This is a genomic window from Streptomyces sp. H51 (assembly GCF_035656535.1).
Classification (GTDB): Bacteria; Actinomycetota; Actinomycetes; order Streptomycetales; family Streptomycetaceae; genus Streptomyces.
On sequence record NZ_JAYMHD010000075.1, the window covers coordinates 14695 to 31354 of the forward strand.

Here is a 16660-nt window from a genome sequence, read left to right on the forward strand (position 1 = left end):
GGCCCGGGGACCGGCTGCCGGCAGGTCCGGGTGGCGGCCTGCCGGCGAACGCCGCGGCGAGCGGCGAGCGGCGAGCCTCAGCCGCCGTCGCCGCGCGGCCGGTCCGCGAACCGGGCGCTCAGGGCCGGCGGGCGGAGAACCGGCGGCGCAGGTATCCGTACCAGGCGTGGACGTACGCGGCACTCACCGCGGCTTCGGGGGCGAAGAGGTCGAAGGCGTGGTACGCGCCGGGGTACAGGTGCAGTTCGACGGGTACGCCGTCGGCCTGGAGCCTGGTCGCGTAGCTCAGGTCCTCGTCGCGGAAGACGTCGAGTTCGGCGGCCGCGATGAAGGTGGGCGGCAGGCCGGTGAGGTCCGTCGCGCGTGCGGGCGCGCAGTACGGCGGCACCTCGTCGGCGTCGGCGCGGTCCCCGAGGATCAGGTTCCAGGCCGCGATGTTGGTCGCGCGGTCCCAGATGCCGATGCCGGTGACCTCGTGACTCGAAGCGGTGGTGTTGCGGTCATCGAGCATCGGGTAGCTCAGCGCCTGGAACAACGGCGCCGGCTCGCCCTGGTCGCGGATCATCAGCGCGGTGGCCGCGGCGATGCCGCCGCCTCCGCTCTGCCCCGCCAGGGCGACGCGGTCCTGGTCGATGCCGAGCGCGGCTGCCTGACCGCGGAGCCAGCGGAAGGCGAGCAGTCCGTCCTCGGCGGCGGCCGGGGCGGGGGCCTCCGGCGCGAGCCGGTAGTCGACGGCGGCGACGACGCAGCCGACCTCCAGCACCAGGTGCTTGAGGGTGGGATCGTCCTGGGCCGCGTATCCGAGGACCTGCCCGCCGCCGTGGAACCAGAGCAGCGCCGGAAGCGGCCCGGCTGCCTCGGTGGGCCGCAGCAGCCGGACAGGGAGGGTGGATCCGTCCGGGCGGACCACGTCGGCCTCTTCGACCGACACGGCCGGCTCATCCGGTATCCGGGCCGCTATCGCCTCGGCGAAGGCGCGGACGCCGACGCGCGTGCCCTCCAGGTCGCCGAGGTCGAACACCCCCGCCTCGGTCATCGGCACCGCCTTCAGGGCCTCGGCGAGTTCGGGGTCGATCCGCTCGGGTGCGGTCTTGGTGTTCATGTCGTTCGTCTCCTCGCGGCTGCGCGGCAGCCGGTCGTACGGGTGTGCCGGGTCGTTCGGGCGGTTCCGCCGGGCCGGGCGGACGGGAAGGGGGGACGGCTCAGCGCGGGGTGGCGGCGGAGGCGTCGAAGTAGTGGCCCCGGCCGAGGTCGTCGATGAGGCCGGGCTGGACGGGCTTCCAGCCGAGGAGGTCCCGGGTCAGCGCGCTCCGGGACGGGTTGTCGGCCTGGGCGTGGGCACCGAGGAAGCCGAAGTGGGCGTCGGCCTCGGTCGGCGGGATGCTGACCGTGGGCAGGTTCAGCCCGCGGCCGATGCCCTCGGCGATCCGGCGGAAGGTGATGCCCTCGTCGTCGACCGCGTGCAGCCGTGACCCGGCCGGCGCGGATTCCAGTGCCAGCCGGTACAGGCGTGCCGCGTCCAGCGTGTGCACGGCGGGCCAGCGGTTGGCCCCGTCGCTCACAAAGGCGGAGACGCCCTTGGACCGGGCGATGGAGATGAAGGTCGGGACGAATCCGTTGTGGTCGAGCGCGCTGTGCACGGTCGGAGGAAGCCGGACGACGGACGAGCGGATGCCGCGTTCCGCGAGTGCGACCACCGCGTTCTCGGCGTCGATCCGCGGCCCTGCGTCGAGCGCGTCGGCCTCGGTGGCGGCGTCTTCCAGTCCCGCGAAGGCGAGCAGCATGGTTCCCGACGTGGTCACCAAAGGCTTGCCGGTGTCGGCGAGCGCGTCCCCGAGGGTGTCGATGGCGCGCAGATCCGCTGCCACCGCGCCGTCGAAGTCGCCGGCGAACATGGCGTCGTGCTTGAAGGCCAGGTGGATGACCCCGTCGGCCGCGGCCGCGGCCGCGGCGAGGCCGTGGAGATCGTCGAGGTCGCCTCGGTGCACCTCGGCACCGGCTGCCGTCAACGCGGCGGCGGAGCTGTCCGAGCGGGCCAGCCCGACGACCTGGTGTCCCGCTTCGAGAAGTTCGGGGACTACGGCGGAGCCGACGTGTCCGGAGGCTCCGGTGACGAATACGCGCATGGTGGTGCGGCCTTCCTGCTGCGGGCTCCCCACCGGCGGCGGAGACCCTGATGTCAGTTCGTGACATCACCGTAGCAGTCATGTCAGACTCTGCCATCACTTTGATGTCAGCTTCTGTCATCGATGTGTAGGATCGGAGCATGAGCCGATGGAAGCCCGACGCACGAGGCCGCCTGGAGAAGGCGGCGATGGAGCTCTACAACGACAAGGGCTTCGACGCCACCACCGTGGCGGAGATCGCCGCCCGGGCCGGCGTCACCGAGCGCACCTTCTACCGGCACTTCGCCGACAAGCGGGAAGTCCTGTTCCAGCCCAACGCCCTGGCCGACGTCCTCGCGAAGGCCACGGCCACCGCCGCCGGCCCGCTGGCGCCGCTGGAGGTGATCGCCCACGCCCTGACCGAAGCGGCTCCCGTCTTCGAGGACCGTGCGGAACTGATACGGCAGCGGCAGGCCGTCATCGCCGCCAATCCCGAACTGCAGGAACGCGAACTGGCCAAACTGGCCTCACTCGTCGCCACCCTCGCCCACGCGCTTCGCGAACGCGGGCTGGAGCCCACCACCGCGGCACTCGCCGCCGAAATCGGGATCGCCGCTTTCAAGGTCGCCTTCGAACGCTGGATCGACGGCCCCGACCGGCAGCCCCTGGCCCCGCTGATCCGGGAGACCCTGGACGCCACCGGGCACCTCACCGCACCGGCCGGACCCGCCGTCGCGACCGACGACGGGAGTCTCCCGGGCTGATTCCGGTTCTTCCCGTGCCCCGGCCTGCGGAGGCACGGGCCGCTCGCGGCGCCTCAGGTGGTGACGGCGGCCTGCCGGCCTCGGGCGCCGTACGCCATCGCGTGCTGGACGACCCCGACGAGGAGCTCCTTGACCGACTCGCGGTCGCGGGCGTCGCACAGCAGCAGCGGCACCCCCTCGTCCAGGTCGAGCGCCTGGCGGACCTCATCCGCGGGATAACGGGCGGCGTCCTCGAAGCAGTTGACGCCGACCACGAACGGGATGGAGCGCCGCTCGAAGTAGTCGACGGCGGCGAAGCAGTCCTCCAGGCGGCGGGTGTCGGCGAGCACGACGGCGCCCAGCGCGCCCTCGGACAGCTCGTCCCACATGAACCAGAAGCGCTGCTGGCCGGGGGTGCCGAAGAGGTACAGGACGAGGTCCTCGCGCAGCGTGATGCGGCCGAAGTCCATGGCCACGGTGGTGGTGTGCTTGCCTTCCACGCCGTTCGTGTCGTCGAAGGGCCGTCCGGCCTCGGTGAGCAGTTCCTCGGTGCGCAGCGGCCTGATCTCACTGACCGCCCCGACGAGAGTGGTCTTGCCCACGCCGAAGCCGCCCGCCACCAGGATCTTGAGCGTGACGGGCTCGACCGGCGGCTTGCCGCGCTCAGAACGCCCGAAGATCATCGATTTCTTCTCCTGCTCGATGGGGGTGGGACGACGGCGGCCCGTAGCCTCCGCCGCCGGGTGTCTCGATGACGAGTACGTCGCCGGGGCCGACGTCCGCCGAGTCGCTTCCGGCCAGAACCGTGACGGTGCCGTCCGCGCGCTCCACGCGGTTGGCGCCCAGCGCGCCCGGCTCGCCGCCCGCCATGCCGTACGGCGGCACCCTGCGGTGCTGGGACAGCGTGGAGACGGTCATGGGCTCCAGGAAGCGAATGCGGCGTACGGCGCCGTCACCGCCCCGCCACCGTCCGGCTCCGCCGCTGCCGTGCCGGACGGCGAACTCCTCGAGCAGCACCGGCAGCCGCCACTCCAGCACCTCGGGGTCGGTGAGCCGCGAGTTGGTCATGTGCGTCTGGACGACCGGCGCGCCGGGGAAGCCGTCGCCCGCGCCGGATCCGGAGGCCACGGTCTCGTAGTACTGGTGGCGTTCGTTGCCGAAGGTGACGTTGTTCATGGTGCCGGAGCCCTCCGCCTGTACGCCGAGCGCCGCGTACAGGGCGCCGGTGATGGCCTGGGACGTCTCGACGTTGCCCGCTACGACGGCGGCCGGGGGGTCGGGCGCGAGCATGGAGCCGGGCGGCACGACGATGCGAAGGGGGCGCAGGCAGCCGTCGTTGAGCGGGATGTCGTCGGCGACCAGGGTACGGAAGACGTACAGGACGGCCGCGTTGACGACCGCGAAGGGGGCGTTGAAGTTGCCGGCCAGCTGCGCCGAGGTGCCGCTGAAGTCGATGGTGGCGGACCGGTCGCCACGGTCCACGCGCACGCGTACCCGGATGACGGCGCCCGCGTCGGTCTCGTAGGCGTACTCGCCGTCGTCGAGGGCGTCGACGACCCGGCGGACCGCTTCCTCGGCGTTGTCCTGGACGTGCTTCATGTAGGCCTGCACGACGTCCGGGCCGAAATCGTCGATCATGCGGGCGACCTCGTCGACGCCCTTCCGGTTGGCGGCGATCTGGGCGCGCAGGTCGGCGAGGTTGGTCCTGGGGTTGCGGGAGGGGTAGGGCGCCTCGGTGAGCAGCCGCAGCGTCTCCTCCTCGCGGAAGCGGCCGTTCTCGGCGAGCAGCCAGTTGTCGAAGAGGACGCCCTCCTCCTCGATGGCGCGGCTGTCGGCGGGCATGGAGCCCGGGGCGATGCCGCCGATCTCCGCGTGGTGGCCGCGGGAGGCCACGTGGAACAGGATCCGGTCACCCTGCGTGTCGAAGACCGGGGTGATGACGGTGACGTCCGGCAGGTGCGTGCCGCCGTGGTACGGATCGTTGACGGCGTAGGTGTCGCCGGGCCGCATCGAGGCGCCCCGGCGCCGCACGACCTCCTTGACGCTGGTGCCCATCGACCCCAGATGCACGGGGATGTGCGGGGCGTTGGCCACCAGGTTCCCGTCGGGGTCGAAGAGGGCGCAGGAGAAGTCCAGGCGCTCCTTGATGTTGACGGACTGGGCTGTGGACTCCAGGCGGGCGCCCATCTGCTCGGCGATGGACATGAAGAGGTTGTTGAAGACCTCGAGCAGGACCGGGTCCGCTTTCGTGTCCAGGTCGGAACTCTGCGTGACCGCCAGGCGTTCCACGACCAGATGCCCGTCGTCCCGCGCCACGGCCCGCCAGCCGTCGTCGACGACGGTCGTCGCACTGGCCTCGGTGATGATCGCGGGTCCGGTGACGGTGTGGCCGGGGGGCAGGTCCTCGCGGCGGTGCAGCGGTACGTCGTGCCAGGCGCCGTGGGTGTGCAGGCGCACGGTGTCCGGGGCGGCGGGGCGGCCCTCGTACGGGGCGAGGGCGGACAGATCGGGGGGTTCGGTGATGCCGGTGGCTTCCACGGAGAGGGCTTCGACGACGATCGGCCGGTCGAGGGTGAAGGAGTACGTGGCGCGATGACGTTCTTCGAAGGCGCGCTTCATCGCGTCGGGCTCGGTCAGCTCGACGGTGAGGGTGGTGTCGGTGCCGTCGTAGCGCAGTTGGGCGCGACGGGTGACCCGGACACGGTCGTGGGGCACGTCCTCGGCGAGGAGTTCGGCGCGGGCCGCCGCTTCGAGGTCGTCGGCCGTTCTCCGGACGGCGGGCATCGAGGCGGGCCGCAGCGGCGCCTCGACGGACTGCTCGCGCATGGCGGTGGTGTCGGCGAGACCGATGCCGAGCGCGGACAGGACGCCCGCCATGGGCGGAACCAGGACGGTGCGGATGCCGAGCGAGTCGGCGACCATGCAGGCGTGCTGGCCGCCCGCGCCGCCGAAGGTGGTGAGCGCGTAGCGGGTGACGTCGTGGCCCTTCTGGACGGAGATCCGCTTGACGGCGTTGGCGATGTTGGCGACGGCGATCTGCAGGAAGCCCTCGGCGACCTGCTCGGGGGTGCGGTCGTCGCCGGTCTTCCCGCGGATCTCGTGCGCCAGGGCGGTGAAGCGTTCGCGGACGAGCGCGTCGTCGAGGGGCTGGTCGCCGCCGGGCCCGAAGACCCTCGGGAAGTGGGCGGGCTGGATGCGGCCGAGCATGACGTTCGCGTCGGTGACGGCGAGCGGGCCGCCACCGCGGTAGCAGGCGGGTCCCGGGTCCGCGCCCGCCGAGTCCGGTCCGACGCGGTAGCGGGAGCCGTCGAAGTGGAGGACGGAGCCGCCGCCGGCCGCGACGGTGTGGATGTCCAGCATGGGAGCGCGCAGCCGGACCCCGGCGATCCGCGCGGTGAAGACGCGCTCGTACTCGCCGGCGAAGTGGGAGACGTCGGTGGAGGTGCCGCCCATGTCGAAGCCGATGACCCGGTCGAAGCCGGCGAGCTGCGACATGCGGGCCATGCCGACGATGCCGCCCGCCGGGCCGGAGAGGATGGCGTCCTTGCCGCGGAACTGGCCGGCCTCGGCGAGGCCGCCGTTGGACTGCATGAACAGCAGGCGGACGCTCGCGAGCTGGTCGGCGACGTGCTGGACGTAGCGGCGCAGCACGGGCGACAGGTAGGCGTCGACGACGGCGGTGTCCCCGCGCGGGACCAGTTTCATCAGCGGGCTGACCTCGCTGGACAGCGAGATCTGCGGGAAGCCGATGCGGGCGGCGAGCCGTCCGACGGCCTGTTCGTGGGCGGGGTGGAGGTGGCTGTGCATGCAGACGACGGCGACGGCACGGATCCCTTCGTCGTATGCCTGCCGGAGCGGGCCCACGAGGGAGTCCGGGTCGAGGGGGCGCAGGACGGTCCCGTCCGCGGCGATGCGCTCGTCGGCCTCGACGACCCGCTCGTGCAGCAGCTCGGGCAGTTCGATGCGGCGCGCGAAGATGTGCGGCCGGTTCTGGTAGCCGATGCGCAGGGCGTCGCGGAAGCCCCGGGTGACGACCAGGAGGGTGCGCTCGCCCTTGCGTTCCAGGAGGGCGTTGGTGGCGACCGTGGTCCCCATGCGGACGGCCTCGACCGGGTCCCCGGAGCCGTCGAGGAGTTCGCGGACACCCGCGACGGCCGCGTCGGAGTACCGGGCGGGGTTCTCCGACAGCAGCTTGTGCATCAGCAGGCGGCCGTCCGGGCGGCGCGCGACGATGTCGGTGAAGGTGCCGCCTCGGTCGACCCAGAACTGCCAGCCGGTCACGTCAGTACCCCGCTTCCGCGCCGCTCACAGCGCCCGCAGGCCGTTGATCACGTCGCGCAGGATACTCTCGTCCACCAGCTCTGCCGGGGGCACGGGCCGGTTCACGTGGACGAGTTCCGCGTCCACGAGGTCCCCGACGAGGACCCGCACCACGCCGATGGGCAGGGCGAGCTCCGCCGCGAGCTCGGCGACGGACTGCGGGGCGTCGCGGCACAGCCCGACGATGTCCACGTGTTCCGGGGACAGCGTCGGGTCCGCTTCCGGGTCGGCGGCGCGCGGTTCGGTGACGACGACCGCGATCAGGTCGAGGCGGTGCTGGCCGGGAGCGGAGGTGCGGCCGCGCGTCATCGCGTACGGACGCACGACCGGTCCGGCCTCGTCGTCGAACCAGTGGCTTCTTCCCTGATCGTCAGCACTCATGACATTCCACTACCCGCCCGCGGGCAGATCGGTGCGCGGAGCCGCGCCCAGATGCACTCCGACCCGCTTGACCAGCAGCGTCATCTCGTAGGCGACCTGGCCGACGTCCGAATCGGCGTCGGAGAGCACGGCGAGGCAGCTGCCGTCGCCGGCGGCCGTGACGAACAGGAAGGCGTCGTCGAGTTCGACGACCGTCTGGCGGACGCTGCCCGCCTCGAAGTGGCGGCCCACGCCCTTGGCGAGGCTGTGGAAACCGGAGGCCACGGCGGCGAGGTGCTCGCTGTCCTCCCGGGTCAGGTCCTTGGACACGCCGGTCGCCAGGCCGTCGCTGGACAGGACGACGGCTTTGCGGATGCTCGCGACGCGGTCCACGAGTTCGTCGAGGAGCCAGTTGAGCTCCCCGTTCCTGTCGGTCGCGGTGTGGCCGGTCGCCTTCGGTGCGGTCATCGACCGTCCCCCTTGTTCGTTCCTCGTGCTGTGCCGCCGTGGGCGTCGTCGCCCGCGGCGTTCTCCTCGCGGCCGCGCTGCCAGCCGCGCTGGAGTGCGGCCATACGGCTGCGTACCTCGTCGGCGTCCCGGTCCGCGAGGTCGGTGGTGTCCGCCGTGCGCGGGGCGGGGCCCTGCTTCAGCTGCGGGGCCAGGCTGGCCTGCCGGACGCGCCGGGGCAGCGCCGCCGCGCCGGGGCCGGGTTCCCGCGCGTCCGCGGAGGCGTCGCCGGGGGCGGCCTCGGCACGGCGGCCACGGCCGGGAAGTGCGGTGGTGTCCCCCGCCTCACGGGGGCCGCGGCCCGACGGCGCCGCGGGTGCGGTCTGCTCACCGGGCCGGTCGGCTCCGCCCACGCCGGGGCGCAGCGGCGAGGCGCCGCGCCGGCGGGTCGGCAGTGGTGGCGTGGGGTCCTGCTCCGGCCGGACCGGTCCACCGCCGGCCGGCAACTCCTCGACCGGTCGGCGGGTCGGTCCGGCGGCCTGCGCCTGGGACCTGGCCGGGCCGGTGGTGCGCCGGTCGTCGGCGTCCTCGCGGCGCGACCACTGCTCGACGACCGGGCGTCCGTGCGAGCTGACCAGCTTGGGAGCGCGGCGGCGGGGCAGCGGGACCGGGGCGCCGGCGGCCGCGTCGCCGGCGGAGGCGCCCTGGCCCGGGCCGCGGGCGTCGGCCGCCTCGCGCAGCGGGTCGCCGTGCGGGCCGGCGGGCTGCTGGTCCGCGAGGGTGAGGGAGCGGCGGGGGCGGAACAGCCCGCCGCGTTCGCCGTCCTCGTCGTCGAGGGCCCCGGGGAAGTCCCCGATGGCGTCCAGGTCGACGGGGGCCTCCAGCTCGACGGGGCCGTCCAGCAGCGAGGCGGTCAGACCGGGCAGTTGGACGGGGGCCGGGGAGAGCGCGCCTCGGCGGCCCTCCGCCGGTTCGGCCTCCTTGGCGCGGCGCGGGCGGTCCAGCCGAAAACCGATGCCGTTGGTGTCCGGGACGTCGTCGGTCAGCAGGGCGTCGGGGATGAAGATGACGGCGGTGGTGCCGCCGTACGGCGACGGCTGCAGAGAGACCCGGACGTTCTGCCGCTGGGCGAGTCGGCTGACCACGAACAGGCCGAGCCGGTCGGTGTCGGACAGCTCGAACTCCGGTGTCTCGGCGAGCCGGAGGTTGGCGTCCAGCAGCGCGTCGGCCGCCATGCCGAGACCGCGGTCGTGGATCTCCAGGGTGAATCCGTTGGCGACCCGCTCGCCCACGACCTGGACGGCGGTGTGCGGCGGGGAGAACACCGTGGCGTTCTCGAGGAGTTCGGCGACGAGATGGGTGAGGTCGGCGACGGCCGGTCCGGTGACGGCGACCCGTGGCAGGCGCCGGACCTCGATGCGTTCGTAGTCCTCGACCTCGGCGACGGCGGCCCGTACGACGTCCATGAGCTGGACGGGCTTGCGCCACTGCCGGGAGGGGGCGGCGCCGGAGAGGATCACCAGGCCCTCGGCGTGCCGGCGCATGCGGGTGGTCAGGTGGTCGAGGCGGAACAGGTCGGCGAGTTCCTCGGTGTCCTCGGTGCGGCGCTCCATGGTGTCGAGCAGGGTGAGCTGCTTGTGCAGCAGGACCTGGCTGCGGCGCGCGAGGTTGACGAACACCTCGGAGACTCCGGCGCGCAGCTCGGCCTGCTTGACCGCGGCCTCGACCGCCGCACGCTGAAGGGTGTTGAGGGCCTGGCCGACCTCGCCGATCTCGTTCTTGTCGTACTCGAGGCGCGGTACCTCGGTCTCCACGTCGACCTGTTCGCCCGCGGACAGCCGGCGCATGACGCTGGGCAGCCGCACGCCTGCCGCGTCGTGCGCGTCCAGACGCAGTTGCCGCAGGTCGCGGATGAGGCCCCGGCCGACGCGCACGGACAGGAAGAGCGACAGGAGCAGGGCCGCCAGTCCCAGGACGCCGGCGACGGCTGCCTTGGCGATGACGCCCATGGCGACCGGACGGACGCGGTCCTGGTAGCGGTCGCCGGCCTGGTCGTTGAGGGTGCCGAGTTCGTCGAGGACGTCACCGGCGGTGGTGTCCCAGCTCTTGGCGCTCACGTCGTGCGGGACGCCGGGCCCGGAGGAGACGGCCGCCTCCTCGGCGACGCGCAGCGGGGCGGTGGCGGCGTTCTTCCAGAACCCCTCGTACCGCTCGCGTTCCGTGGAGGGCAGCAGCGGCAGGCTGACGTCGTAGAGCAGGGTGCGTTGCGCCACGAGGGCGGACACGGCGCGGATCTCGCCGCGGGAGAGCTTGCCGACGATCAGGGCCGAGCCGAGCAGGGCGTCCTCGCGGGCGAGCAGTTCACGGGCGCGGGCGAGGTTGACGAGCGCGCGGTACTGCTTGTCCATCTCGACGCTGTCGACGACGTGGAGATTGGCGAGCAGGACGTAGCAGGGGTCGACGAGGCGGTTGTACAGATCGAGGGCCTGGGCCCGGTCGACGGTGCCGTCCTCGACGCTGCGGCGCAGGGAATCGATGCCGTCGAAGGCGTCCAGTACCGCCGTCAGCCGCTCGCCGATGCCGTCCCCCAGGGCGTCGCGGACGTCGGCGTCGCGGGCGTTCCTACGGATCTCGGAGACGGCGTCGTCGGTGACGCCGCGGCTGCGCCGGAGGTCGGCGAGCCCGTCGGAGGCTCGGGGGTCGGCGAGGTAGACGAGGGTCTGCCGGCGCTCCTGCTGCAGGACGCGGACGGTGTCCTCGATGGGGTAGCCGATCTTCTCCACCACGTCGGACAAGTTGAACAGCCGCTGGGCCTCGCGTCCCGTCAGGACCGTGGCGAAACCCCAGATGGCGGTCAGGGACACCAGCGGCACGAGGAGCAGCGCCACGATCTTCCGGCGGATCGACTTCCCGCGAAAGCGCATGGCCTCCCCCAGCTCGACCCCCCTCGGCCGGGGGCACGGACGTGCGTCAATAAACGGCGCGAGCCTACTACCGACGCAGAGCGAACTCGAAGAGCCATCCGGAGGCTTAACTTCCGCTCGTGGGAAGGGAGATGCGGAGTTGTCCGGCCATTGCGGGAGATTGCCTCCCGCGATTCCCGCGCCGGGCGACGAAACCACTCCGAGCGGATGACCGGCCAGTTGGCCGGAATTTGGCGGTCCTGGGAATCTTCGGGACCTGCCGTTCGTCCTTATCCATGGGAGACGGGGCGGAATCGGCCACAGGAGCCGCATCCCGCACCCGGGCTGCGTGAAACAGCGCAAGCCGGGCAATCACAGGGGAGCCGTGTGATCCGGGCACGGGGCAGGTGGTCTGCTGGGGATGGGGAGTGACACGTTGATGGGCACGGCGGAGCGGCATCAGGCGCACCGGGGCGGTGTGAGGGCACAGGGGGCGAAGCCGCGGAGCCCCGAGGCGCCGGACTACGACATGGCGGCGGCCGTGCCGCCGCGGGCCCGGCCGTTGTGGGTCGAGGAGCCGGCCCGGCGGCGCAGGCTGCCCGATCCGGTGCGGACCGCGGCGGTGCGGGCGGTGCTGTTCATCGCCGTGACGCTGATACAGGCGATGGTGGCCTTCCTGTGCACCATGGCGGGCTCGTGGCTGGCCTTCCCGATGGTCATCAGCAGCGTGGTCAGCACCGTCGCGGCCACGTGGGGCGCGCTCGACGTCTGGGTGACGCGTCAGGTGTGGAACCAGCGCAACGGCGTGGTGTCGACGCCGAGCAGCACGGCTCGCGCCCTGCGGCGTGAGCGGCGCCGCGCCCGGCGCCAGGCCAGGGCCGCGGAGCGCGCCCAGGCGCGGATACGCAGGCGGGGCGGTGCCGGACAGCTGTCCCATCCCTGAAGCCGTGAAGCCGTGAAGCCGTGAAGCCCTGAAGCCGTGAAGCCCTGAGTGGCAGCTGATTGCCTGAAAGGCGTCCGATCAGGACAGGAAAGGGGCGGGCAGCCGCGCCGGTTCCGGCCCACCCCACCGCGCCGCCCGGCGGCTACGGGGCGCTGGGCGTCGGCCGTTTGAACATCCGGGTCGCCGTGATCTCGCTGTGCACCCCTTCGCCCTCTCCGGCCGGGGCCGGTTGCGGGAGGCCGGGGCGCAGATGTTCCTCCACCCTGATGTACTTCAGGCCCGCCCTGAGGTCGGCGTCGTTGCGCAGCCGGATGACCAGCGGGAACTCGGCGAGCGCGGTCGTGTCGAACAGGCCGGTGGTGTACAGGAGCTGGACGCCCAGCGCGTCGGACACCGCCCGCTGGAGCTCCAGCAGGTAGGTGGCGTTGGCGCGGCCGATGGGGTTGTCCAGGAACAGCGTGCCGGCGTGCCGGTGCCTGTCGCGGCCCCGGTCGTTGCTCCTGAGCGCCGCCATCGTGCAGTACAGGGCGATGGCAGCGGTGAGCAACTGGCCGCCGGAGAACACGTCGCCCATCTGCCCGACGGGGACGCGTTCGGCGCGCAGTACGGCGTCCGGTTTGAGGATCTCCACCGCGACGCCCTTGGGCTGGAGCGCGGCCGCGACCCCGCGCAGCAGCAGGGACATGCCGTCACGCCGCAGATCGGAGTTCTTCTTCACGGCCGCCCGGGTGGCCTCGTCGACGACCTCGCCGAGCCGTTCGGTGAGCGTGGCCTGGTCGGGCTCCTCGAAGCGGATGCGCAGGAACTCCTGTCCGGACCACTCGCCGAGCCCCTCGGGCAGCCGGGACAGCCGCTGGGCGGAGCGCAGCGTCGCGAGCGCCGACTCGACCAGGCCCCTCAGCCGGTCCACGATCGAGTCCCGGTTGCGCTCCAGCTGCGCCAACTCGTCGGTGAGTACGCGCAGCCGGGGCGCGAAGGCGTCCGCCCAGCGCTGCGCGTGCTCGGGCAGCGCGGAGGCGGGCAGTTCACGGATCTGCTGCCGGGCGGGGGTGCGGACCTGCTCGTAGCGCGTGGAGTTGGCGTGCCGGACGAGGACGTCGCTCGCCTCGCGCACCGCGGCCTCGGCGGCCGACAGGTCGGCGGCGCAGCCGCGCAGCGAACGGCGCACCTCGGCGGCGGACTGCCGGGCCTCCTCCAGGCTGCCCGGATACGGCTCGGGCTGCTCCTGTTCCTCCTCGCTCGCGTGCTCGCGCATCAGGTCACGGAGCATCGCCGCCGTCTCGTCGAACCCGCTCGCCGCGTCCTCGGCGGCGCGGTGGGCCTCCAGCAGTTCGGCGTGCGCCTCCCGTGCCTGCGTCAACGCCTCGGTGCGTGAGGCGAGTTCGGCGGTCGCCGTGCGCAGCAGCGCCTGGGCGTGCTCGGCGTCGCGCGGGACGAGTTCCTCGGGCAGTTCGGTGTGCGCCTCGCCGTCCTCGGGCGCGTGCCGCTCCGCCTCGCCGCGCAGTCGGCCGAGTTGCTCGCTGGCGGTGGACATGCGGGTCTCCAGCAACTGCACGAGTTCCTCGGCCCGGGCAGCGGCGGCCTGCCGGGACGGCCCGTCGGACCCGTCGGGCGACTGCAGCAACTGCTCCGCGCGCGTGCGGACCTTGTTGCTCAGCCGGTCCAGTTCGGCCCGGGCCGCGCTCTCGTCGCTCTCCGCGCGGGCCTGCTCGGCCCGCAGGTCGGCGCCGACACCGACCTTCTCGTACACCTGCGACGCGGCCCGGTAGGCCTCGCGCAGTGCGGGCAGGGACGTCTCGGGGGCATCGGCGTCCGTGTCCGGTACGTCGTCGGGGGCGCCGGCGATCTCGGCGCGCTCGGCGCGCAGCGCGCGGGCGGTGCGGCGGGCGTCGTCGGCGGCCCGCTGGGCGGCGCGCCGGTCCTCGTCGGCGGCCCGGGCGCGCTCCAGGCATGCCTGGGCGCGGGCCTCCGACTCGGCGGCCTCGTCGGCGAGTTCGCGGAGTCCTGCCTGCCAGCCGGCGCGCTCGCGCAGCCGGAAGGCGAGTCCAGCCAGGGCGTCGGCGGCACGCCGGGCCTTCTGTGCGGCCTCCTGCCGCTCGTCGCGCACCTGTGCGGCCTCGGCGGCGGCTTCGTCGGCCTCGGCCCGGACGGTACGCGCCTCCGCCAGCTCGGCCTCGGCCTCCTCGGCGAACCCGCGCGCGTCGTGCGCGGCCCGCGCGAACTCGGCGAGCCGTCCGGCCGGGCAGCCAGTCCGCCAGGAGGCGAGCCGCGCCGCCAGCTCCCGGTCCTTGCCGAGGCGGGCGGCGAGAGTGCGAATCTCCCCGTCCCGCTCGGTGGCCCGGGCGCGCAGTGCCTGCCGCTCCTCGTCGGCGGCGTGCTCGTCGTGCATGGCCGGGTTCGGCGGTACGAGGAACACGTCCCCTTCACCGGCGCCGGGCGCCGGCGTCGGGGCGAGCAGGGCGGCGGCCGTGCCGACGGCCACGGCGGAGCGCGGGAGCAGGGCGGCGTCGGAGAGCGCCTCGCGGGCACGCGCGTGCGTGCCGGGGTCGGTGATGATCACGCCGTCGACCAGCTCCGGCCGGGCCGCGAGGACGCGCGCGTGGTCGGCGGGGTCGACGGCCTGGGCGAGATAGCGCCAGCCGGGCAGGGCCGGGATGCCGTGCTCGCCGAGGAATTCCACGGTGGCCAGCACGTCCGGGCCGGGCGGCAGCAGCCCGCCGTCGCCGAGCGCCCCGAGGATGCGGGCGTCGTCGGCGGCCGCGGTGCGCAGGTCGAACAGCTGCCGTTCGGCGGAGGCGACGGCGTCGTCGAGGAGTTCGCGCAGTTCGTCGGCGAAGCGGTCCAGTTCCTCGGGGGTGAGGGCCGCCTCGTCGTCCTCGGCCGCGGCGCGCGGGTGCGGGACCGCGGGCCGTGCGGCGCCGCCGCCACTGCCACTGCCACTGCCGCTGCCGCTGCCACTGCCACTGCCACTGCCGCTGCCGCTGCCGCTGCCGGACAGGCTCAGCAGCTCCGCGAGCCGCTGCTCGGCGGCCAGGGCCTCGGCGATGCGACGCTCGGCCTCGTAGGAGCGCTGGGTGGCAGTGGCGGCGTCGGCCGCGCGGGCGGCCGTCAGCTCCGCGCGGGACTCCGCGGCGGCTGCCTCGCGCGCGTGGTCCGTGGCCCTGCGAGCGGCTTCGCGGGCGGCGTCCCAGGCAGTGACGGCCGTCTTCTCCGCGTCGCTGGCCGCGAGGGCGGCGCGGGCCGGATCGGCGTCGGGCGCGCTGTCGTCGAGCCAGCCCGCGCGGACCGCCTCGGCGGTCTCCTGCTCGACCTCGGACAGGCGCTGCCGCAGGTGTCCGGCCTCGCTGCGGGCCCGTTGCGCGTCCGTGGCGGCGGCGGTCGAGTCGCGGTACGCCGACTCGCCGACCTCCTGGAGGGCGGCGGACCGCTCCTCCTCCTCGTTGGCGAGGTTCTCGGCCCGCTCCGCGGCAGCGTGCAGGGCCCGTACGAGGTCCACGGCGGCCTTGGCCCGGGCGGCGAGGGCGGGGGCGGCGTCCCGCTCGGCCTCCTGGATGGCGGCGGCCACGCGTGCGACGCGGTCGGCGGCCGCGCGGTGCCGCAGCACGGCCTCGGCGGCCTGCCAGGCGGCGTGCAGGGTGCGCGCGTCGGCGAGTTCGCGTTTCTGCGCGGCGGCCGACTTCTCGGCCGCGGCGAGCGCCAGGGAGGCGTTGCGGTAGGCCAGTTCGGCGGCGATCAGGGCGCTGCGCCCGCGGGCGGCGTCGGAGTGCGTGACCGCGTACGCGGCGGCGGTGACGCGCTGGGCGAGGTCGGCGGCCCGTACGCGCTCCCGCACGCCCCGCGCCGACAGCCGGCGGGCCAGGGTACGCGTGCGGCGCTCGGCGGCGGCGTGCACGTCACGCGCGCGGGCGCGGGCGTCGGCGGCCTCCACGATCCGCCCGAGCAGGTCGACCGACCCGGCGGTGAAGTCGCGTTCGGCGATCAGCTCGGCCCGGCGCCCCAGCTTGTTGCCGAAACCGCTGACCAGGTCGGCGAGCCCGTCGGTGTCCCGGGTGTCGGTCACGGCGCGCAGCAGCAGGTCGGTGAAGTCCGAGTCCTTCTTCACCGCGAACAGGCCGGCCGCCTCGCCCTCGTCGGCGTTCATCTCCCGCTGGTAGCGGAAGAGTTCGGGGTCCAGGCCGAGGTCGCCGAGGTGCTCGATCCAGCGGTCGTGGATCTCCTCCCAGTGCACCTCCAGGTGCGGATAGGCCTTGCCCGCCTCGGTGAGCGCGTCCCGGAAACCCTTCATGGTGCGCCGCCGCCCCTGTGCGCCCGAGCTGCCCTCGACGGGCGGCCGTACCGCGGTGGACTCGGCGACGGGCAGGTTGTCGAGGCTCAGCCCGGGGCCGGGCCGGAAGGAGTACCAGGCCTCGGCGAACTTCCGCGGGTCGCTGGAGACCTGGCGTCCGCGCCACTCGCTGACCTTGCCGACGACCACGCACTCGCCGGTCTGCACGTGCTGCCACTCCAGGGCCACGTGCCCGCAGTCGTCGGCGAGCAGGAACTTGCGCAGCACGCCGGAGCTGGCGCCGCCGAGGGTGTTGCGGTGGCCCGGCAGCATCACCGAGAAGATCAGCTTCAGCAGGACCGACTTGCCGCCGCCGTTCTCCAGGAAGAGCACGCCGGCGGGTGCGGGCCGGCGCGGCGGGCCGACGGGCTCGTCCTCGAAGAACTCCGCCTGGGTGGGCGCGGGGTCGGGCACGACGGCGCCCACGCCCCGCAGGTCAAGCACGGTGTCGGCGTAGCGCGCACCGGCGGGCCCGATGGAGTAGAGGCGGACCCGGGACAGCTCGTACATGGCGG

General features: G+C 73.7%; 10 protein-coding genes. 2 read left to right on the top strand and 8 right to left on the bottom strand.

Annotated features, from left to right (window positions below; translation table 11 throughout):
• Nucleotides 1-118: 118 nt before the first annotated feature.
• Nucleotides 119-1102 carry an alpha/beta hydrolase gene (locus tag VKA29_RS26690; RefSeq protein ID WP_324788539.1) on the bottom strand — a complete coding sequence of 328 codons (984 nt, stop codon included), beginning with the start codon at nucleotides 1100-1102 and terminating at the stop codon, nucleotides 119-121.
• A gap of 100 nt (nucleotides 1103-1202) precedes the next feature.
• Nucleotides 1203-2126 carry an SDR family oxidoreductase gene (locus tag VKA29_RS26695; protein WP_324788540.1) on the bottom strand — a complete coding sequence of 308 codons (924 nt, stop codon included), beginning with the start codon at nucleotides 2124-2126 and terminating at the stop codon, nucleotides 1203-1205.
• A gap of 140 nt (nucleotides 2127-2266) precedes the next feature.
• Between VKA29_RS26695 and VKA29_RS26700 the strand changes: the two genes are divergently transcribed.
• Nucleotides 2267-2869 (top strand): TetR family transcriptional regulator, encoded by a 603-nt coding sequence (locus VKA29_RS26700; protein WP_324788542.1) that lies wholly within the window; start codon nucleotides 2267-2269, stop codon nucleotides 2867-2869.
• 53 nt (nucleotides 2870-2922) lie between these two features.
• Here the strand turns inward: VKA29_RS26700 and VKA29_RS26705 are convergent, their stop codons facing one another.
• Genes VKA29_RS26705 through VKA29_RS26725 form a run of 5 tightly spaced genes read right to left on the bottom strand, consistent with a single transcriptional unit; the run spans nucleotide 2923 to nucleotide 10899 of the window.
• Complete coding sequence (locus VKA29_RS26705) at nucleotides 2923-3531, bottom strand: GTP-binding protein (RefSeq protein WP_324788543.1); 609 nt, start codon at nucleotides 3529-3531, stop codon at nucleotides 2923-2925.
• Entirely contained in the window at nucleotides 3512-7129 is a 3618-nt protein-coding gene (locus VKA29_RS26710) for a hydantoinase B/oxoprolinase family protein (protein WP_324788544.1), read from the bottom strand. Before VKA29_RS26710 ends, VKA29_RS26705 begins: the two co-directional genes overlap by 20 nt.
• 24 nt (nucleotides 7130-7153) lie before the next feature.
• The gene (locus VKA29_RS26715; protein WP_324788545.1) at nucleotides 7154-7549 is read right to left on the bottom strand and encodes a DUF742 domain-containing protein; all 396 of its coding nucleotides are present in this window, start codon (nucleotides 7547-7549) and stop codon (nucleotides 7154-7156) included.
• A gap of 9 nt (nucleotides 7550-7558) precedes the next feature.
• Nucleotides 7559-7996 (bottom strand): roadblock/LC7 domain-containing protein, encoded by a 438-nt coding sequence (locus VKA29_RS26720; RefSeq protein ID WP_324788546.1) that lies wholly within the window; start codon nucleotides 7994-7996, stop codon nucleotides 7559-7561.
• Nucleotides 7993-10899, bottom strand: a complete 2907-nt coding sequence (locus VKA29_RS26725) for a nitrate- and nitrite sensing domain-containing protein (RefSeq protein ID WP_324788547.1) — start codon at nucleotides 10897-10899, stop codon at nucleotides 7993-7995. The genes VKA29_RS26720 and VKA29_RS26725 overlap by 4 nt, the downstream gene beginning before the upstream one ends.
• Nucleotides 10900-11317: 418 nt before the next feature.
• Here VKA29_RS26725 and VKA29_RS26730 point away from each other — a divergent pair, with 418 nt between their 5' ends.
• Nucleotides 11318-11821 carry a hypothetical protein gene (locus VKA29_RS26730; RefSeq protein ID WP_420718578.1) on the top strand — a complete coding sequence of 168 codons (504 nt, stop codon included), beginning with the start codon at nucleotides 11318-11320 and terminating at the stop codon, nucleotides 11819-11821.
• A gap of 142 nt (nucleotides 11822-11963) precedes the next feature.
• On the opposite strand, the gene VKA29_RS26735 is transcribed toward VKA29_RS26730, so the two are convergent.
• Nucleotides 11964-16655, bottom strand: a complete 4692-nt coding sequence (locus VKA29_RS26735; RefSeq protein WP_324788549.1) for a hypothetical protein — start codon at nucleotides 16653-16655, stop codon at nucleotides 11964-11966.
• Between the last annotated feature and the right edge of the window lie 5 nt (nucleotides 16656-16660).